The sequence below is a fragment of the Pseudomonas sp. P5_B3 genome (assembly GCF_056400405.1).
The window spans coordinates 1-17,674 of record NZ_JBFULI010000016.1 but is presented as its reverse complement, the minus strand read 5'-3'; the positions used below and the strand labels follow the sequence as shown (position 1 = coordinate 17,674).

General features: G+C 58.2%; 19 protein-coding genes and 1 tRNA gene. 13 read left to right on the top strand and 7 right to left on the bottom strand.

The features are described from left to right. Window positions 1–84: 84 nt before the first annotated feature. Together AC1DRN_RS12035 and AC1DRN_RS12030 are read left to right on the top strand one after the other, a co-directional pair. On the top strand, window positions 85–339 hold the full coding sequence (locus tag AC1DRN_RS12035; RefSeq protein WP_003184348.1) for an FAD assembly factor SdhE: 255 nt from the start codon (window positions 85–87) through the stop codon (window positions 337–339). Next, window positions 323–775, top strand: a complete 453-nt coding sequence (locus AC1DRN_RS12030; RefSeq protein WP_223462996.1) for a protein YgfX — start codon at window positions 323–325, stop codon at window positions 773–775. Before AC1DRN_RS12035 ends, AC1DRN_RS12030 begins: the two co-directional genes overlap by 17 nt. On the opposite strand, the gene nadB is transcribed toward AC1DRN_RS12030, so the two are convergent. Further along, on the bottom strand, window positions 744–2,360 hold the full coding sequence (gene nadB / locus AC1DRN_RS12025) for an L-aspartate oxidase (protein WP_223462997.1): 1,617 nt from the start codon (window positions 2,358–2,360) through the stop codon (window positions 744–746). The two genes, AC1DRN_RS12030 and nadB, sit on opposite strands and share 32 nt — an antisense overlap. 552 nt (window positions 2,361–2,912) lie before the next feature. On the opposite strand from nadB, the gene rpoE reads away from it, so the two are divergent. The 4 genes from rpoE (at window position 2,913) to AC1DRN_RS12005 (ending at window position 6,684) form a co-directional block, all read left to right on the top strand. After that, window positions 2,913–3,494, top strand: a complete 582-nt coding sequence (gene rpoE, locus AC1DRN_RS12020; RefSeq protein ID WP_003172477.1) for an RNA polymerase sigma factor RpoE/AlgU — start codon at window positions 2,913–2,915, stop codon at window positions 3,492–3,494. A gap of 31 nt (window positions 3,495–3,525) precedes the next feature. Continuing rightward, complete coding sequence (locus AC1DRN_RS12015; protein ID WP_223462998.1) at window positions 3,526–4,113, top strand: sigma-E factor negative regulatory protein; 588 nt, start codon at window positions 3,526–3,528, stop codon at window positions 4,111–4,113. An 8-nt stretch (window positions 4,114–4,121) separates the two neighbouring features. After that, window positions 4,122–5,081 (top strand): MucB/RseB C-terminal domain-containing protein, encoded by a 960-nt coding sequence (locus AC1DRN_RS12010; RefSeq protein WP_223462999.1) that lies wholly within the window; start codon window positions 4,122–4,124, stop codon window positions 5,079–5,081. A gap of 178 nt (window positions 5,082–5,259) precedes the next feature. Beyond that, complete coding sequence (locus tag AC1DRN_RS12005) at window positions 5,260–6,684, top strand: DegQ family serine endoprotease (protein ID WP_108216830.1); 1,425 nt, start codon at window positions 5,260–5,262, stop codon at window positions 6,682–6,684. A gap of 77 nt (window positions 6,685–6,761) precedes the next feature. On the opposite strand, the gene AC1DRN_RS12000 is transcribed toward AC1DRN_RS12005, so the two are convergent. Continuing rightward, window positions 6,762–8,195, bottom strand: coding sequence for a M48 family metalloprotease (locus tag AC1DRN_RS12000; protein WP_108216831.1), 1,434 nt, complete (start codon window positions 8,193–8,195; stop codon window positions 6,762–6,764). A gap of 98 nt (window positions 8,196–8,293) precedes the next feature. On the opposite strand from AC1DRN_RS12000, the gene AC1DRN_RS11995 reads away from it, so the two are divergent. Beyond that, window positions 8,294–8,533, top strand: a complete 240-nt coding sequence (locus tag AC1DRN_RS11995; RefSeq protein ID WP_223463000.1) for a sulfurtransferase TusA family protein — start codon at window positions 8,294–8,296, stop codon at window positions 8,531–8,533. A gap of 31 nt (window positions 8,534–8,564) precedes the next feature. After that, window positions 8,565–9,635, top strand: a complete 1,071-nt coding sequence (locus AC1DRN_RS11990) for an AI-2E family transporter (RefSeq protein WP_223463001.1) — start codon at window positions 8,565–8,567, stop codon at window positions 9,633–9,635. 130 nt (window positions 9,636–9,765) lie between these two features. Here the strand turns inward: AC1DRN_RS11990 and AC1DRN_RS11985 are convergent, their stop codons facing one another. Beyond that, window positions 9,766–10,239 carry a peroxiredoxin gene (locus AC1DRN_RS11985; RefSeq protein ID WP_223463002.1) on the bottom strand — a complete coding sequence of 158 codons (474 nt, stop codon included), beginning with the start codon at window positions 10,237–10,239 and terminating at the stop codon, window positions 9,766–9,768. A 10-nt stretch (window positions 10,240–10,249) separates the two neighbouring features. Beyond that, entirely contained in the window at window positions 10,250–10,810 is a 561-nt protein-coding gene (locus AC1DRN_RS11980) for a glycine cleavage system transcriptional repressor (RefSeq protein ID WP_007979776.1), read from the bottom strand. Window positions 10,811–11,138: 328 nt separating this feature from the next. Here AC1DRN_RS11980 and dapA point away from each other — a divergent pair, with 328 nt between their 5' ends. The 5 genes from dapA to AC1DRN_RS11955 all read left to right on the top strand — a co-directional run bounded on the left by dapA (window position 11,139) and on the right by AC1DRN_RS11955 (window position 14,828). After that, a complete protein-coding gene (gene dapA, locus AC1DRN_RS11975; RefSeq protein ID WP_223463003.1) occupies window positions 11,139–12,017 on the top strand; it encodes a 4-hydroxy-tetrahydrodipicolinate synthase in 879 nt (292 codons plus the stop codon). 17 nt (window positions 12,018–12,034) lie between these two features. Beyond that, window positions 12,035–13,150 carry an outer membrane protein assembly factor BamC gene (bamC, locus tag AC1DRN_RS11970; RefSeq protein WP_223463004.1) on the top strand — a complete coding sequence of 372 codons (1,116 nt, stop codon included), beginning with the start codon at window positions 12,035–12,037 and terminating at the stop codon, window positions 13,148–13,150. A gap of 4 nt (window positions 13,151–13,154) precedes the next feature. Beyond that, entirely contained in the window at window positions 13,155–13,913 is a 759-nt protein-coding gene (locus AC1DRN_RS11965) for an MBL fold metallo-hydrolase (protein ID WP_223463005.1), read from the top strand. A gap of 28 nt (window positions 13,914–13,941) precedes the next feature. Then, window positions 13,942–14,655, top strand: a complete 714-nt coding sequence (purC, locus tag AC1DRN_RS11960; RefSeq protein WP_477786721.1) for a phosphoribosylaminoimidazolesuccinocarboxamide synthase — start codon at window positions 13,942–13,944, stop codon at window positions 14,653–14,655. Window positions 14,656–14,738: 83 nt separating this feature from the next. Further along, window positions 14,739–14,828: transfer RNA gene (locus AC1DRN_RS11955), tRNA-Ser, on the top strand. 244 nt (window positions 14,829–15,072) lie between these two features. On the opposite strand, the gene AC1DRN_RS11950 is transcribed toward AC1DRN_RS11955, so the two are convergent. The 3 genes from AC1DRN_RS11950 to AC1DRN_RS11940 form a co-directional block, all read right to left on the bottom strand. Then, window positions 15,073–15,870 carry a DUF6708 domain-containing protein gene (locus tag AC1DRN_RS11950; protein WP_457266121.1) on the bottom strand — a complete coding sequence of 266 codons (798 nt, stop codon included), beginning with the start codon at window positions 15,868–15,870 and terminating at the stop codon, window positions 15,073–15,075. Window positions 15,871–16,007: 137 nt separating this feature from the next. Then, on the bottom strand, window positions 16,008–17,000 hold the full coding sequence (locus AC1DRN_RS11945; RefSeq protein ID WP_223463007.1) for a DUF6708 domain-containing protein: 993 nt from the start codon (window positions 16,998–17,000) through the stop codon (window positions 16,008–16,010). Further along, the coding region (locus tag AC1DRN_RS11940; protein ID WP_477786720.1) for a hypothetical protein at window positions 17,000–17,674 on the bottom strand (675 nt) is incomplete at its 5' end. The genes AC1DRN_RS11940 and AC1DRN_RS11945, both read right to left, overlap by 1 nt.

Genomic DNA, 17,674 nt, shown 5'->3' with positions numbered 1-17,674 from the left:
CAAAGGATCACCGGTGCCCGACCAAAGCCGACTGTTCGACGGAGCGCGGGCCTGTATACTTGCGGCCTATTTGAGGAGCGCTCCATGGTCGAAGATGTTGAACTGAACCGCCTCTACTGGCACAGCCGCCGCGGCATGCTTGAGCTTGACGTGCTGCTGGTGCCGTTTGTGAAAGAGGTTTACCCGCACCTCAACGAGGTTGATCGCGCCTGCTACGTCAGGTTGCTCGAATGCGAAGATCAGGACATGTTCGGCTGGTTCATGGAACGCAGCGAATCCGAAGATCCTGAACTGCAGCGCATGGTTCGCATGATCCTGGACCGTGTCCAGCCCAAGTAACTCGTTCGAATGCCGCTGGCATGCCTCACGGCACTTGCTGGCGGCGTATCTTCTGGCCCAGCTGTTCGCGTTGGGTTCGTTGTTTTTACTGTCAATTCCGCTCTGGGCCAGCTCGCTTGGCGTCGCGCTGTGCGTGGCTCACGGAGTCTGGCTGTTGCCCCGGCAGATCTTGCTGACGCACCCGCAGGCATTTTGCGGCTTGCGGCGTGATGCCGATGGCTGGCAGTTGTGGAGTCGGGCCGGGGGCTGGCAGCCCGTGCAACTGAGGCCGGACAGCCTGGCGCTGCCGTTGGTGGTGGTACTGCGTTTTCGATTGCGTGGCGAGCGCCGGGTCAGGGCCATTTGCGTGCCCCGGGATGCGCAGGCGGCGGATGTGCACCGACGCCTGCGGGTCCGGCTCAAGTTCAGCCGACGTAGGTGGGCGGCACCAGAATAGTGTCCAGCGCGACCGGCAGCAGGTTCGGGTAGTCGAGGGTGTAATGCAGGCCACGGCTTTCCTTGCGCTCCATGGCCGACAGAATCATCAGCTCGGCCACTTGAGCCAGGTTGCGCAGCTCGATCAAATCCCGGCTGACCTTGTAGTTGCTGTAGAACTCGTCGATTTCATCCAGCAGCAATTGCACGCGGTGTTGCGCCCGCTGCAGACGCTTGTTGGTGCGCACGATGCCGACGTAGTCCCACATGAATCGCCGCAACTCATCCCAGTTGTGCGCAATGATCACGTCTTCATCGGAATCGGTGACCTGGCTCGCATCCCAGGCGGGAAGGGGGACTGGCATCGGAATCCGGGGCAACTGTTCGAGAATGTCCGCGGCCGCCGAGCGGGCATAAACGAAACATTCCAGCAACGAGTTGCTGGCCATGCGATTGGCGCCGTGCAGGCCGGTGAAACTGGTTTCGCCAATGGCGTACAGACCCGGCACGTCGGTGCGGCCCTGTTGATCGACCATCACACCACCGCAGGTGTAGTGTGCTGCCGGGACCACTGGAATCGGTTGCTTGGTGATGTCGATGGAAAATTCCAGGCAGCGTTCGTACACCGTCGGGAAGTGCGTCTTGATGAAAGCTTCGGGCTTGTGGCTGATGTCCAGATAGACGCAATCGACGCCCAGGCGCTTCATTTCATGGTCGATGGCCCGGGCGACGATGTCCCGTGGAGCCAACTCTGCCCGTGGATCGAAGCGTTGCATGAAGCGCTCGCCGTTGGGCAGCTTCAGGTGGGCGCCTTCGCCTCGCAGGGCTTCGGTGATCAGGAAGCTCTTGGCTTGCGGGTGATACAGGCAAGTGGGGTGGAACTGGTTGAATTCCAGGTTCGCCACCCGGCAGCCCGAGCGCCAGGCCATGGCGATGCCATCGCCGCAGGCGCCGTCGGGGTTACTGGTGTACAGGTAAACCTTGGCCGCACCACCGGAGGCGAGGATCACGAAACGGGCGCCGTAGGTGTCGACTTCGCCGGTGGCGCGATTGAGCACATAAGCACCGAGGCAGCGATCGCCTTCGAGTCCCAGGCGTTTCTCCGTAATCAGGTCAACCGCCACTCGCTGTTCCAGCAGTTCGATGTTGGGTCGTTTCCTGGCCTGGTCGAGCAGGGTAGTGAAAATGGCTGCACCCGTGGCATCGGCGGCGTGGATGATGCGCCGATGGCTGTGGCCGCCCTCGCGGGTCAGGTGGAACTCAAAGCCGCCATCTTCGTTACCCGACTGTTCATCGCGGGTAAAGGGCACGCCCTGGTCGATCAGCCACTGAATGGCTTCCTTGCTGTGCTCGACGGTAAAGCGCACGGCGTCCTCATGGCACAGGCCGCCGCCCGCATTGAGCGTGTCATCGACATGGGATTCAACGGTATCGGTGTCATCCAGCACGGCCGCAACGCCGCCCTGGGCCCAGAACGTCGAGCCATTGGCGAGGTTGCCCTTGCTCAGTACGGCAATGCGCAAATGACCGGGCAAGGTCAGCGCAAGGCTCAAACCGGCAGCACCGCTGCCAATTACCAGAACATCGTGTTGAAACTGTTGGCTCATTTCAGGATTCCGCTCAAAGCGACCCGGGTCGGGGGTGGCGCAGCTGGACAGGCGAGTCAAGGCAGCCGCACAGCCTACTAGTATATAGAGGGGGGGAGCGGCACAATACCCGAGCTGGCATGGCATTGTGAAACTACTGTGACGCAAAACATCGGACGCTTCGTCGGATGTTTTTCTGCCCGTTGGGCGCGAGAATGACTGTATCGCCGATTTAACAGTGTTTTTCCCTTCACGGTTGCACAATGTCGGGGCGGCGCCGCTATAAATATTTGGAACTTTTGCCAAAGGGCCAAGATCAATAGACGGTTGCCTGAAACAAGGGACAGCGTCGGCTTCAGTGCGGGATTGCGGTTTGATCCTTGCTGAAGAGTCCGATGACAAGATTATCCGCGCAGCCGGGTCAACTCGTGCTGCGCTTTTCGTGCGTGCCAAATCAGAGCCCGCAGGAAACTTGCCTGGAGGGGGAGAACTTTTGCGAAAAGCCCGAGTCTATGTTTGCAAGTCTGGTGGATTACTTCTGCAAGCCTCCTCCGAGCTCATCGAGGAGTGTTCATGCTAACCCAGGAAGAGGATCAGCAACTGGTCGAGCGCGTTCAGCGCGGCGACAAGCGTGCTTTCGATCTGCTAGTGCTGAAATACCAGCACAAAATTCTCGGGTTGATCGTGCGTTTTGTGCACGACACCCATGAAGCCCAGGATGTGGCACAAGAAGCCTTTATCAAGGCGTACCGTGCACTTGGAAATTTTCGCGGAGACAGCGCGTTTTATACGTGGCTTTACCGCATCGCCATCAACACGGCGAAAAACTATCTGGTTTCACGCGGCCGTCGGCCGCCGGATAGCGATGTCAGTTCCGAGGATGCAGAGTTCTACGATGGCGATCATGGCCTCAAGGATCTCGAGTCGCCAGAACGGGCTTTGCTGCGGGATGAGATCGAAGGCACCGTCCATCGAACCATTCAGCAACTGCCGGAAGATTTACGTACGGCTTTAACTTTACGTGAGTTTGATGGTCTGAGTTACGAGGACATTGCGAGCGTCATGCAATGTCCGGTAGGCACCGTGCGCTCCCGGATCTTCCGCGCCCGGGAGGCCATCGATAAAGCCCTGCAGCCGTTGTTGCAGGAAAACTAAAGACAGCGGCGACAGCCAAGAGAGGAACGCCATGAGTCGTGAAGCCCTGCAGGAATCGCTGTCCGCAGTGATGGATAACGAAGCGGACGAACTTGAATTGCGTCGGGTATTGAATGCCTGTGACGATGTTGAAACCCGTGAAACCTGGGCTCGTTATCAGATCGCTCGGGCAGTGATGCACAAGGATCTGCTGCTTCCACGTCTGGACATCGCGGCGGCTGTTTCTGCTGCTCTGGCTGACGAAGCCGTGCCGGCAAAACCTTCCCGTGGTCCATGGCGCAGCCTGGGTCGTCTGGCGGTCGCAGCTTCCGTGACCCTGGCGGTACTGGCCGGTGTGCGTCTGTACAACCAGGACGAGATCGCCGGTGTCGAATTGGCCCAGCAATCCAGTCAACCCGGACTGGCCGTTCCTCAAGTAAAAGGCCCTGCTGTTCTCGCAGGCTACAATGAGAGTTCGCAAGCTACTGGCCCAATGGCCAACGGCGTTTTGCAAGGTCAGCCAGGGTGGCACGATCAGCGTCTGCCAGGCTACTTGCGCCAACATGCACAACAGGCTGCACTGAAAGGTACTGAGAGCGCTCTGCCGTACGCTCGTGCCGCAAGTCTGGAAAACCGTTAAGGAGGATCATGCGCGCCATACCTCTACTTTCGCTTCTGCTCAGCGGCTGGTTCATCGTTCCAGCCCAAGCCGATGATGCCCAGGACTGGTTGACCCGCCTGGGCCAGGCAGAGCAACAGCAAAGCTTTCAGGGTACTTTCGTCTACGAGCGTAACGGTAGTTTTTCTACCCATAACATCTGGCACCGTGTCCAGGATGGAAAAGTCCGCGAGCGTTTGATCCAGCTCGACGGCTCCGCTCAGGAAGTCGTTCGCATTGATGGGCAAACCCAATGCGTCAGTGGCACGCTGATAGCAGGGCTTGGGGACTCCCCGAACTCCGCGGCCCGTGCACTTGATCCTCAAAAGCTCAAGAATTGGTATGACCTCGCTGTCATCGGCAAGTCGCGTGTCGCCGGGCGTTCGGCGGTGATCGTATCGCTGACACCCCGCGATCAACACCGCTACGGTTTTGAACTGCATCTGGATAAAGAAACCGGCCTGCCTCTGAAGTCTTTGCTATTGGACGACAAGGGACGGTTGTTGGAGCGTTTCCAGTTTACGCAACTGGATACCGCTGACGTTCCTTCCGAAAAAGACCTGCAGGCCAGTAATGATTGCAAGCCCGTCAATCTCGAAAGTGACAAGGCTTCTGCCGTCAAGGCTGCCCAGGTCTGGCGTTCCGACTGGTTGCCGCCCGGCTTCGAGCTGACCAGCAGCACCGCTCGCAAGGATCCGGAGACCAAAACCCAGGTCAATAGCCTGATGTATGACGATGGTCTGACGCGCTTTTCGGTATTCCTCGAGCCGCTCAATGGCGCAACAGTCACCGATACCCGCACTCAGTTGGGGCCGACCGTTGCGGTTTCCCGGCGCTTGACCACGGCACAGGGTGAGATGATGGTGACCGTCGTCGGTGAGATACCGGTCGGTACCGCTGAGCGGATAGCGCTTTCGATGCGTACCGACGCCGCTGCGACCAAGCAGTGAGCTGAATTCGAAATGTTTCGTGAGCATTTCAATTTGCTAAAATCCCGTAAATTTCATATAGGTCAGAGTCCCTCGGCTCTGGCCTTGTTTGTTGTTCCCGGAACAAAAATACCGGCGTATTGTTCCCGGTGTTTCTTGCTCCATATCGCTTAACCATGCTCGTCGTAACGGGAGCCGTATGTCGATACCACGCTTGAAGTCCTACCTTTCCATTATTGCCACCGTACTGGTGCTTGGTCAGGCGGTCACCGCCCAAGCGGTCGAATTGCCTGACTTTACGCAACTGGTCGAACAGGCCTCGCCTGCGGTCGTGAACATCAGTACCACGCAAAAGCTGCCGGATCGCCAAGTCAGCCAGCAAATGCCCGACCTCGAAGGCTTGCCGCCTATGCTGCGCGAATTCTTCGAGCGAGGCATGCCGCCGCAATCGCGTTCACCTCGCGACCGTCAGCGCGAGGCAACTTCCCTGGGGTCGGGTTTCATCATCTCTACTGATGGCTATATCCTGACCAACAACCACGTGATCGCCGATGCTGACGAAATCCTCGTCCGCCTGGCTGATCGCAGCGAAATGAAAGCCAAGCTGATCGGTACCGATCCACGTTCCGACGTGGCGCTGCTGAAAATCGAAGGCAAGGATCTGCCAGTGCTGAAGCTCGGTAAATCCCAGGACCTGAAGGCTGGCCAATGGGTTGTCGCGATTGGTTCGCCATTCGGCTTTGACCACACGGTGACCCAGGGCATCGTCAGTGCCGTCGGTCGCAGCCTGCCGAACGAAAACTATGTACCGTTCATCCAGACCGACGTACCGATCAACCCGGGTAACTCGGGCGGCCCGCTGTTCAACCTGAACGGTGAGGTGGTCGGGATCAACTCGCAGATCTACACCCGCTCCGGTGGCTTCATGGGTGTGTCGTTTGCGATCCCGATCGACGTGGCCATGGATGTTTCCAATCAGCTGAAATCCGGTGGAAAAGTCAGCCGAGGCTGGCTGGGTGTCGTGATTCAGGAAGTCAGCAAGGACCTGGCCGAGTCGTTCGGTCTGGAGAAGCCGGCGGGTGCGCTGGTTGCTCAGATTCAGGATGATGGCCCGGCTGCCAAGGGTGGCCTGCAAGTCGGCGACGTGATCCTGAGCATGAACGGTCAGCCAATCGTCATGTCGGCCGACCTGCCGCATCTCGTTGGTGCGTTGAAGGCTGGCGCAAAAGCCAATCTGGAAGTGATTCGTGACGGCAAGCGCAAGAAAGTCGAGCTGACCGTCGGTGCCATTCCGGAAGAAGCTAAAGAGCTGGATGCCGAGCCAAAATCCAGCATCGAGCGCAGTAGCAATCGCCTCGGTGTTTCTGTGGTCGAGTTGACTGACGACCAGAAGAAAACCTATGACCTCAAAGGCGGTGTGATGATCAAGGAAGTGCAGGACGGTCCTGCCGCCATGATCGGCTTGCAGCCGGGTGATGTGATCACCCACCTGAACAACCAGGCCATCGGTTCCACCAAGGAGTTCGCGGACATCGCCAAGGCGCTGCCAAAGAACCGCTCGGTGTCGATGCGGGTACTGCGTCAGGGTCGAGCGAGCTTCATCACCTTCAAACTGGCTGAATAACCCGGTAGTTGGTTGAATAAAAAACCGCCTCGAAAGAGGCGGTTTTTTTGTGTCCGGACTTTTTGTCTGCGAGGGCGTCAGCCCATCATGTCCTTGATCATGCGCTCTTGTTCCATCAGCTCACGTTGCCGTGCGTCGATCCGCGAAGACAGCGGGAAGTTCGTGCCGGCCTTGCGTTTGGCGAAGTCCAGTTGCTGAATGGCCTGTTTATAGTCCCCGACCAGTGCAAAGTATTCGGCGCGAGCCTGATGCAAGCCGATGATATTGCCTGACAGGCCGCGTGTCTCGGCAACCTGATACCACACGTCCGGATCATCCGGGCGGGACTTGAGCAGGCCTTCGAGGGCTTTCTCCGCATCCGCAGTACGGTTCTGCTTGAGCAGCAGGTCGACTCGAATCTGGTTCAGCGGGTAGTTGCCAGCGTATTGGCCCATCAACCGGTCAACCCGGGACTGGGCATCGGGCAGGCGATTGTTGGTGATGTCCAGATCCACCTGAGCCAGGTTGTAGATGATTTCGTTGGGTGCCTTGGCCAGCAACTGCTTGAGGTTTTCCCGTGCTTCGTTCAGTTGGCCGCCCTTGATCTGGGCGATCGCCAGGCCGTAGCGTGCTACGTCGTTTTTCGGGTTCTCGTCGAGCTGGGCGCGGAAGCGCTTGGCGCCAAGTCCCGGGGTTTCTTCATAGATCAGTTGAACGCGTGCGCGGATCAGTTGGTAGCGCATGCTGTCTTCGATACCTCCCTTTGGAAACTGTTCGGCGCGGTTGCGGGTGTCGGCGATACGCGATTCGGTGACCGGGTGAGTCAGCAGAAATTCCGGTGGCTTGGCATCGTAGCGGTACTGACGCCCCAGGCGCTCGAACATGCTGGGCATCGAGCGGGGATCGTAACCGGCCTTTTCCAGATTGAGGATGCCGATACGGTCGGCTTCCTGCTCGTTCTGGCGGGAGAATCGCCGCTGTTCCTGGATGGCTGCGGCCTGTGTGCCGGCAATGGCTGCAATCCCGGCGTTACCGCCACCTGCGGCTGCAACCACGATGCCGGCCAGCAATGCAGCCATCATCGGTACTTGCATGCGTTGTTGCGCTTCGACGCCCCGGGCAAAGTGGCGTTGCGACAAGTGAGCCAGTTCGTGCGCCAGTACCGAAGCGTATTCGCCTTCGGTCTGGGCGTAGAGGAACAGGCCACCGTTGACCCCGACGATCCCGCCGGGTGCCGCAAAGGCGTTGAGCTGCGGGCTGTTGATCAGGATGAACTCCAGGCGCCGGTCAGTGACCTGGCTGGTCTCCACCAGTCGGTAGACGCTGGATTCCACGTAATTCTTGAGTTGCGGATCGTTGAGCTGTGAAACCTGGCTGCGCAACATGGCCAGCCAGGCGCGGCCGAGCTGGTATTCCTGTTGCGGCGAGACAATGGCAGAACTGGCGTCGCCGAGTGACGGCAGGTCGTCGGCAAAGCCCGGTGAGGCGAGCAGGCAAGCGAGCGTCAGCAGGGTAGGGCGCAAAAATGTCATGCACAAAGCCTTAGTCGACAAAGACCTTACTGTAGCCGGACACAGGCGTTGCGACCAGATATTCTAGGCAACTCAACCACCTGACCCGGAGTGATGCAATGACCGACGCTGTAGAGCATGACGTTGAACTCGACGCCAGCGGCCTGAATTGCCCGTTGCCGTTGCTCAAGGCCAAGATGGAGCTCAACCGGCTGGCCAGTGGTGCGGTGCTCAAGGTCATCGCCACCGATGCAGGTTCGCAGCGCGACTTTCGCACCTTTGCCCGATTGGCCGGTCATACCCTGCTTCTTGAAGAAGAAGATGCGGGTGTTTACCGCTACTGGTTGAAAAAAGCCTGAATTCGGCTGCGTTTGCCCCTAAGGATTATTGATGTTCAAAGTGTTACGCGACTGGATTCAGCGCTATTTCTCCGATGAAGAAGCGGTGGTGCTGGCTGTCCTGCTGTTTCTGGCATTCACCGTCGTACTGACCTTGGGCGGTATGCTGGCGCCGGTACTCGCCGGGATGGTGCTGGCGTACCTGATGCAGGGGCTGGTGGTGGCCCTCGAGCGCCTGCGCGTGCCGGGTTGGGCCGCGGTGGGGCTGGTCTTTGCGTTATTCATGGGGCTGTTGCTGGTATTCATCGTGGTTGTCGTGCCGTTGCTGTGGCACCAACTGATCACGTTGTTCAACGAGTTGCCCGGCATGCTTGCCAAGTGGCAGTCGCTGTTGTTGCTGCTGCCCGAGCGTTATCCGCACCTGGTATCCGATGAGCAAGTATTGCGGGCCATCGAAGTGGCGCGGGGCGAAATCGGCAAGTTTGGTCAGTGGGCACTGACGTTCTCGCTGTCGAGCCTGCCTTTGCTGGTGAACATCATGATCTACCTGGTGCTGGTGCCGATCCTGGTGTTTTTCTTCCTCAAGGATCGGGCCATGATCGGCCAGTGGGTGCGCGGTTACCTGCCCCGTGAGCGGGCGTTGATCACCCGGGTGGCCCATGAAATGAACCGGCAGATCGCCAATTACATTCGCGGCAAGGTCATCGAAATCATCATTTGCGGTGGCGTGACCTACATCGCCTTTGTTGTTCTTGAACTGAACTACGCGGCGCTGCTGGCTCTGCTGGTGGGAATTTCGGTGGTGGTGCCTTATGTCGGCGCCGTGGTGGTGACCGTGCCCGTGTTTCTGATTGCGCTGTTCCAGTGGGGCTGGAGCGATCAGTTCATTTATCTGATGGCGGTCTACGGGATCATTCAGACGCTGGACGGCAACGTGCTGGTGCCATTGCTGTTCTCGGAGGCGGTCAACCTGCACCCGGTGGCGATCATCTGCGCGGTGTTGCTGTTTGGTGGCTTGTGGGGGTTCTGGGGTGTGTTCTTCGCGATTCCCCTGGCGACGCTGTTCAAGGCCGTGCTGGATGCGTGGCCGCGCAAGGAGCCGGAGGTGGCGCCGCTGCTTTAATTCTTCAGTGAGGCTGATTGCCTCTTCGCGAGCAGGCTCGCTCCCACATCAGATCGCGTCAGTCAAAACAACTCGGTCAACTGTGGGAGCGAGCCTGCTCGCGATAGCGTCGGAACAGGCCTCGAAGAAATCAGGCTTTGTTGAGGGCCTGAGCAGCAACCAGCACCGCATCAACATGCCCCGGCACCTTCACGCCGCGCCATTCCTGGCGCAGCACGCCTTTGGCGTCGATCAGGAAGGTGCTGCGATCCACGCCCATGTATTCCTTGCCGTAGAGCTTTTTCAGCTTGATCACGTCGAACAGCTGGCAGATGGCTTCGTCCTTGTCGCTGATCAGCTCAAAGGGGAATTCCTGCTTGCATTTGAAGTTCTCGTGGGATTTCAGGCTGTCGCGAGACACACCGAACACTTCGGTATTGGCGGCCTTGAACGCTGCGTACTGATCACGAAAGCCTTGCCCCTCGGTCGTGCAACCCGGCGTGCTGTCCTTGGGGTAGAAGTAGATCAGCACCTGCTTGCCTTTCAGGCCAGCGAGGCTGACGGTGTGCCCGCTGGTGGCGGGGGCTTGGAAATCGGCTACCGGTTGGTCGATGGCAACGGCCATGAAAGCTTCCTTACATTGGGTTCTGTGGGCGCCAGGGTTCGATCAGGGCATCGAGGTTCAGCGCGTCGGCAAAATCCAGGAACTGATCGCGCAGCCAGCTGATTTGCACGCCGGCCGGCAAGGTCACGGTAAACGTGGCGTTGAGCATGGTGCCGCCGGTCTGCGGAGCCTGATAGGTGTCGCAGGTCAGGTTTTCCAGCTCGACATTGTGGTCCATGAAGAACTGGCACAGCTCGTTGATGATGTCCGAGCGGTAGGCCGAGCTGACATAAGCGACGTACGGCAGGGCCTGGGGGCGGTTTTCCAGGGCGGCGCTGCGCACCACGTTGACCGTGAACGCATGCCGCTTGGCCAGCACTGGCAGGCTGCCTTCCAGGCGTGCCAGGGCATCCCAGCTACCGGAGATTTCCAGCACCAGCGCACTGCATTCGCCATGACGGGTCAGGCGAGAAGTGACCACGGCGCAGCGGTTTTCATGGCTGGCGCGGCACAGGACGTTGGTCAGCTCCATGGGGTTGGCGCCGAGGGCACTGATGACAAGGAATTGTTCGCGAACTGTGGGGGTGGACATGCAGCATTCCTAAAGCGATGAGCGGTCGATACGTCAAAGGGCTGAATTATCGGGAGCGAGCCTGCGGATGCGAACTCAGAAAGCCCCAAGTGACAGGTTGCGACGTGCTCCGGCAGGGCGGGAGCGAGGCGTGGCAACGCTGGACCAGGGCTTGTGATGCCGAAAATGGAGGCTGAAACCCGACGGACGAGCTTGTCTGTATCGATCAAAGTCTGAAGGGTAGCGAAAACCGGCGCCAAGGGGAATGGCGGCAGCACAGTACTTCGCTTGTGCAAGCATCTTGGCGCCAGTACCATTACGGCTCTCTTTTTCCGGCAGGAGCGGTTTCATGATTGCGGGCAGTATGGTGGCACTGGTCACACCCATGGATGCACAGGGGCGTCTTGACTGGGACAGCCTCAGCAAACTCGTGGACTTCCACCTTGAAAACGGCACCCATGCCATTGTCGCCGTCGGTACCACCGGCGAATCGGCAACCCTCGACGTCAACGAGCACATCGCAGTCATCCGCGCCGTGGTCAAGCAGGTCAATGGCCGCATTCCGGTGATCGCCGGTACCGGCGCCAATTCGACCCGCGAAGCCGTCGAGTTGACCCGCAATGCCAAGGAAGCCGGCGCCGACGCCTGCCTGCTGGTCGTGCCGTACTACAACAAGCCGACCCAGGAAGGCCTGTACCTGCACTTCAAGCACATCGCCGAAGCGGTCGACATTCCGCAGATTCTCTATAACGTTCCCGGCCGCACCTCCTGCGACATGCAGGCCGAGACCGTGATCCGCCTGTCCACCGTGCCGAACATCATCGGTATCAAGGAAGCGACTGGCGACCTCAAGCGCGCCAAAGCCATCCTCGATGGCGTAAGCAAGGACTTCATCGTCCTGTCCGGCGATGATCCGACCGCGGTCGAGCTGATCCTGATGGGCGGCAAGGGCAACATCTCCGTCACCGCCAACGTCGCTCCGCGGGAAATGGCCGATCTGTGCGAGGCCGCCCTCAAGGGTGATGCCGTGACTGCACGGGCAATCAACGAAAAACTGATGCCGTTGCACAAGGACCTGTTCATCGAAGCCAACCCGATTCCGGTGAAGTGGGCTTTGGTTGAAATGGGCCTGATGCACGAAGGCATTCGCCTGCCGTTGACCTGGCTGAGCGCACCTTGTCACGAAACGCTGCGCACGGCCCTGCGCCAGTGCAGCGTCCTGGTTTAATTGAGGAAGTACAACGCATGAAGCGAATGGCCGGACTTTCCGCACTTGCCTTGATTATCTCCAGCACCAGTGGCTGTGGATGGGTCTGGGGCCCGGAAGGTTATTTCCGTGACCGTGGTAGCGATTACCTGCAAGCGCAACAGACTGCACCGATGCAAATACCGCAGGATGTCCGTACCGCCAAGCGTCTGGATCCGCTGTTGCCGATCCCGCGCAACGTGGCTGATGACACTGAGAAGGGCGAGTACACCGTGCCTCGTCCGCAGCCACTGACGGCGGCTGCGGACGCCAGCCCCTACACCCTGCAGAAGAGCGGCGGCTCCAGCTCCATCCTGGCGCAGAACCCGCCGGCCGAAGTCTGGCCTGTGGCCGTTCAGTTCTTTCAGGACAACGGCTTTCGTCTGGATGAACAACGTCCGCAAACCGGCGAATTCACCACCACCTGGCAGCATTCCGACGAACTGTCCGCCGCCATGGGCAAACGCCTGAGCGCGGCCGGCGTCAGCACGGACAGCGAAACCCGCGTGCGGGTGCGCATCGAGCCGGGCGTGCAGCGCAACACCAGTGAAGTCTATGTGGTCAGCGCCGAGCGTCCTGCCGGCAGTACCGCTGACGTGGCTTTCACCAACCGTTCGGTCAACACTGGCCTGGACGCGGCACTGGTCGACGACATGCTCGCGAGCATGAGCCGTATCTCGGAGAAGGGCGGTTCGGTTTCCATGCTGGCTTCACGTGATTTCGACGCGCCAAGCCGTGTCAGCCTAAGCGAAGACGGCAGCGGCAACCCTGTGCTGAACGTCGGTACCGACCTGGATCGTGCCTGGTCGAGCGTCGGTCGTGCGCTGGAACAAGGCGAATGGCGTGTTGAAGACATCAACCGCAGCCTGGGCCTGTACTACATCAACCTGGCCGAAAAAGCCGAGAAGAAAGACGACAAGCCAGGCTTCTTGAGCAGCCTGTTCGGCAGCGCGCCGAGCAAGGAAGAGCTGGATGCCCGCGCCGAGCGTTATCAGGTTCGCCTGAGCAAGGTTGGCGAGAACGTCCAGGTCACCGTCGAGAAAAACATCAACACCGTGGCGCCGCCAGAGGTAGCGCGTAAAGTGTTGAGCAAGATTCAGGACAACCTGGGCTGATCCTATGCGTTTTGCCGTTCTCGGCAGCGGCAGTCAAGGGAATGGCACGCTGATATCCAGCGCTGATACGTACGTATTGGTGGATTGTGGTTTTTCCCTGCGGGAAACCGAAAAACGCCTGCTGCGCCTGGGTGTGAACCCTGCGCAGCTGAGCGCGATACTCGTGACCCACGAACATGCCGACCACGTGCATGGCGTGGGTTTGCTGTCTCGGCGCTACAATCTGCCTGTCTACCTCAGTCGCGGGACCTTGCGCGGGATGCGCAAACCGATTGAACCCGCAGGCTTTCTGGCCGGCGGCGAGCAACTGCAAATCGGCGACTTGAGCATCGGTGTCATTGCCGTGGCCCACGATGCACAGGAACCGACGCAGTATGTCTTCAGTGACGGTGAGCGGCGCTTCGGCCTGTTGACCGACCTGGGTTCGTATTGCGACAAGGTGCTGGACGGCTATCGGGACCTCGATGCGTTGATGATCGAGTCCAATCACTGTCGTGACATGCTGGCTCGCGGTCATTACCCGTACTTTCTCAAGCAACGGGTGGGCGGTGAACTGGGACATTTGAATAACCATCAGGCGGCATTCCTGGTGGCCGAGTTGGGCTGGAAAGACCTGCAACACCTGGTCCTGGCCCATCTGAGCAGCAAGAACAACCTGCCGCAGCTGGCCCGGCAATGTTTTGTCGACACCCTCGGGTGCGACCCGGACTGGCTGCAACTGGCCGATCAAGATTCAGGGCTCGACTGGCGCCACATCGCCTAGCCCATCTACTTAGCAAGCGGAGCCCATCATGGAAAAACGTGAAGAACTCTACCGCGGCAAAGCCAAGTCGGTTTACAAGACCGACGACGCTAACCGTTTGATCCTGCTGTTTCGCAACGACACCTCGGCGTTCGACGGCAAGCGCATCGAGCAGCTCGACCRCAAAGGCATGGTGAACAACAAGTTCAACGCCTTCATCATGCAGAAGCTCGAAGCTGCTGGCGTGCCGACCCAATTCGACAAATTGCTGGGCGACAATGAATGCCTGGTGAAAAAACTCGACATGATCCCGGTCGAATGCGTCGTGCGTAACTACGCTGCGGGCAGCCTGGTCAAGCGTCTGGGTGTCGAGGAGGGCATGAAGCTCAATCCTTACACCTTCGAACTGTTCCTGAAGGACGACGCCAAGGGCGACCCGTTCATCAACGAATCCCACGTCGTGGCTTTCGGTTGGGGCACCGCCGAGCAACTGGTTCGCATGAAAGAGCTGTCGCTCAAGGTCAACGAAGTCCTGAGCAAACTGTTCGACGACGCCGGCCTRCTGCTGGTCGACTTCAAGCTGGAATTCGGCGTGTTCCACGATGGCTCCATCGTGCTGGGCGACGAATTCAGCCCGGACGGCTGCCGCCTGTGGGACAAGGCGACCGGTAAGAAAATGGACAAGGACCGCTTCCGTCAGGGCCTCGGTGACGTTATCGAAGCCTACGAAGAAGTCGCCAATCGTCTTGGCGTACCGCTTTAACCGACGCAAGCATCTGATAGCACAGAAATATTTCGCTTAGGGGGTTCGCTTCCTGCGAAAGTGTTGTTATGATGCGCGCCGTTGGAGAGATGCCAGAGTGGCCGAATGGGACGGATTCGAAATCCGTTGTACCTTCACCGGTACCTAGGGTTCGAATCCCTATCTCTCCGCCATAAATACTTAAGAAATCCCGCGAGTTAGACGCTCTGCGGGATTTTTTTTGCCTGCTGAAAAATCACGCGACTATCAAATCGACCATCAAACGATGTGCGCCATTCAATGGACGTTCATGCTTGTCCGGGGCTGTCGGTGGACGGGGCGTTTTTTCCCACGAGCGGCGCATCATGGCAGCTATTCCCTTTCGGGAAGACTCGGAACTGATCACAAGTCCGCATTGTCCGCCCTGCTACGGCGACATTAGGGTGCGGAGCGTGATTCCAGGTCTATTTCCGTCGGCCACCGCACTTTGGGGGCCAGGTGGCGTGCGAGATTGAAGTTCACACCTTCGTTGTTCCAGTCGCGAGGTGGGCGAGGGAATTGAGGTAGCGCCTGAGGGCCTTGCTGCATGAACAACAGGGCCATGGCCCAGTACATCTCGCCTTGCATGGTTCCGTGGGCGAAATGGAAGCGGTCGATGACCTGATGTGTGCCGGGTTTCACCACGGCAATGCTGACCGATTCGATCAAGCCGCCGGTGCCCATGGGACCATAAACGCTGCATACCTCGGCGCGCAGGTCATCCCAGTCGTAGACTTCCGTGCGCACTCCCCAGCCACTGCGGCTAAAGGGCCGTAGCCCATCGTGGTGGAAACGATAGACGTAGACTTTGCGGCGCAGGCGGTTGAAGCGGATGGGTTCGTCGCGGGGGGCTTGCACGTCCATTCGCCAAGCGTACACACCACCCCAAATTCCAATAATGAACAATATCGGGATGGTAAGAGTGACGATTAAGGAGGGAGATTCCCATGTTTCAAGTGGAAAGAAGATCGTGAATGGAGCACAGGACAATGCGAAAAATAATGCTGCAAGCCATGGTCCGGCCCCTCGTGTTCGGACTGTAGAGCGCCGCAATTCAAGGTAAGTGTGGTCTACATGATTGGGTGAGTTTGACAGTACTGGTGGATAAGGCTTGAGGTTAGGTGCCTCGTTTGGTTTTGGCAGATCGCGCTTCCAGCCGGGGGCCGGTGGGTCGAGCAAAGGTTCGGTGAAGAACATCATTGACCTCCGGAAGGGTTAGAGGTTGGAGTAGGTAGTCAGGGTGAGCGCCGCATAGCCCTCGTGACGAAAATAAATCCGTCACCTTTTTGTCAGGGTGAGCGTGGCACCAGCGCGTGACGCAATATTTCATGGGATCAGCGGCCTGCATCCTCAATGGAACGAGGAAACCTTGGCTCGTAACACAACAGCAGGGAGACCCAATGGCCACAGGCATGCACAAGGATCAACGGCAGTAACAGGCCATAGATCGGCACGAAGATCCACAGCTGAGGAATTTTCACGAACCGGCTGTCCAGTTGCCACACGGCCATGAAAGAGCGCCACGGCCAGGGAAATTTGCCGATGAGTTTTTTGGGTTTGGGCGCCGCTTCCGGCCCCTCTTCCATGTAGCGCCGGATGTATTCCCAGAACGCCAACAGTTCGGAGGCGTTACGGGTTGGCTTGCCCACGAAGGTGATTTCGAAGTCGTCCTTGAGATGGCCGTCGGCGTCACGGACGGAGTGGGTTTCTTTGTCCCATCCCAGCATGACGAAGCCTCCGGTGCCGTCCAGTTCGGACATCTTCGGGTTGATACAGACTTCGGCGGTGTCCCAGTCCAAGGCGACAATGCCTCCCAGGTGTTTGGGGCGAAGCAGGTAGATCTTGCGGGTGATGCGGTTGAAGCGGACGATCAGGCGCCGGGCGGTGAATGCTTCGAGTCGTAAGTAGCGAAAGACGTATTTTATGTAAAGATACAGAGAAGTTATAGGAATTAATGGAATGATATGCAGCGAAATAAAATCAATAATGCTAAGCGGAGTACTCTCGGAACCTTTGTGTTCGTTATAGTAATACGTGGCGAGGAAATAAAATGCAAGGAAGAACATCCATAGTAGTCCTGCGCCGACTCCGCCCACTATTAAGGTTATCAGTCCGCGCTTCTCATCGTTTGGAGTGCGGACATCAATGTAAGTTGGATTGTAATTATACAGTGACTCATTATCTGTAATAGCTTTCGAAATTGTTTGTGTTACACGAATGGGAGGCAGCTTTTCATTGGTCTCTTTTTGTAGGTCGGCTTCTCTTCCTAATGCTTCGTAATCAGTCGTCGCACGTCCGTCATACATGAGCCATTCAAAAAAATACATTAGAGGGTTGCCTCGATAGCTTTGTGGAAATTTTTTAGTTCTTGCTCTACGGATTTGGGGGTTCCATTGTCTCGATCTTTTCGAAAAGTACAGTGGTTCAAGTAATTCTGAAGCTCATTGGGGAGCAGCATTTCTAACGCGACGGAAGCGGCGAAAATCACCAGGTTGATTCGTATGCACCAACGCAGCATAAAAGCCATTTTCAATGCGAGTTGTGTGGACGTCTGATGKGCATATACCAAAAAACGATTTCGTCCATGTATCTGGATTAGTCGTTCCAAATACGGGGCAGCAGCTGCCAATCCGATGGCTATTGAAAAGAGGGCGGATCCAGCTTGGGCAGCAGCACGCATGAAATATACTAGGGATAAAGAGTGGTTTTCTCGAAGATGGGCTTTTTTGGCGTCGGATAAATCAAAAACCATCCCGGCTGCTGCCGCCCCCCCCGCCAACACCCCCGCCATCAACTTCAACTGACTCCCCATCACCCGCCCGGCCTGGCGAATCGCCGTGTTATGACTTCGCTCGGCCAACCCCACCGCCACCGCCCCCAACTCCAGCCCGACCGCCGACACCGCGAGCATGGCGGCCGTCAGCTCGATGTACTCGCGCGTGCCTTTGTCCGCCTTTTCTGCCTTCAGCTTCAGGTTCCAGACCTCCAGCAAGGCCAGGGT

Coding starts and splice junctions, on each gene's coding strand:
- AC1DRN_RS11990 (WP_223463001.1), top strand. CDS start 8,565: ATGTTCAAAGTGTTACGCGACTGGATTCAGCGCTATTTCTCCGATGAA.
- rpoE (WP_003172477.1), top strand. CDS start 2,913: ATGCTAACCCAGGAAGAGGATCAGCAACTGGTCGAGCGCGTTCAGCGC.
- AC1DRN_RS12005 (WP_108216830.1), top strand. CDS start 5,260: ATGTCGATACCACGCTTGAAGTCCTACCTTTCCATTATTGCCACCGTA.
- AC1DRN_RS12010 (WP_223462999.1), top strand. CDS start 4,122: ATGCGCGCCATACCTCTACTTTCGCTTCTGCTCAGCGGCTGGTTCATC.
- dapA (WP_223463003.1), top strand. CDS start 11,139: ATGATTGCGGGCAGTATGGTGGCACTGGTCACACCCATGGATGCACAG.
- AC1DRN_RS12035 (WP_003184348.1), top strand. CDS start 85: ATGGTCGAAGATGTTGAACTGAACCGCCTCTACTGGCACAGCCGCCGC.
- bamC (WP_223463004.1), top strand. CDS start 12,035: ATGAAGCGAATGGCCGGACTTTCCGCACTTGCCTTGATTATCTCCAGC.
- nadB (WP_223462997.1), bottom strand. CDS start 2,360: ATGAGCCAACAGTTTCAACACGATGTTCTGGTAATTGGCAGCGGTGCT.
- AC1DRN_RS12000 (WP_108216831.1), bottom strand. CDS start 8,195: ATGACATTTTTGCGCCCTACCCTGCTGACGCTCGCTTGCCTGCTCGCC.
- AC1DRN_RS11980 (WP_007979776.1), bottom strand. CDS start 10,810: ATGTCCACCCCCACAGTTCGCGAACAATTCCTTGTCATCAGTGCCCTC.
- AC1DRN_RS11945 (WP_223463007.1), bottom strand. CDS start 17,000: ATGTATTTTTTTGAATGGCTCATGTATGACGGACGTGCGACGACTGAT.
- AC1DRN_RS11950 (WP_457266121.1), bottom strand. CDS start 15,870: ATGTTCTTCACCGAACCTTTGCTCGACCCACCGGCCCCCGGCTGGAAG.
- AC1DRN_RS12015 (WP_223462998.1), top strand. CDS start 3,526: ATGAGTCGTGAAGCCCTGCAGGAATCGCTGTCCGCAGTGATGGATAAC.
- AC1DRN_RS11965 (WP_223463005.1), top strand. CDS start 13,155: ATGCGTTTTGCCGTTCTCGGCAGCGGCAGTCAAGGGAATGGCACGCTG.
- AC1DRN_RS11995 (WP_223463000.1), top strand. CDS start 8,294: ATGACCGACGCTGTAGAGCATGACGTTGAACTCGACGCCAGCGGCCTG.
- AC1DRN_RS11985 (WP_223463002.1), bottom strand. CDS start 10,239: ATGGCCGTTGCCATCGACCAACCGGTAGCCGATTTCCAAGCCCCCGCC.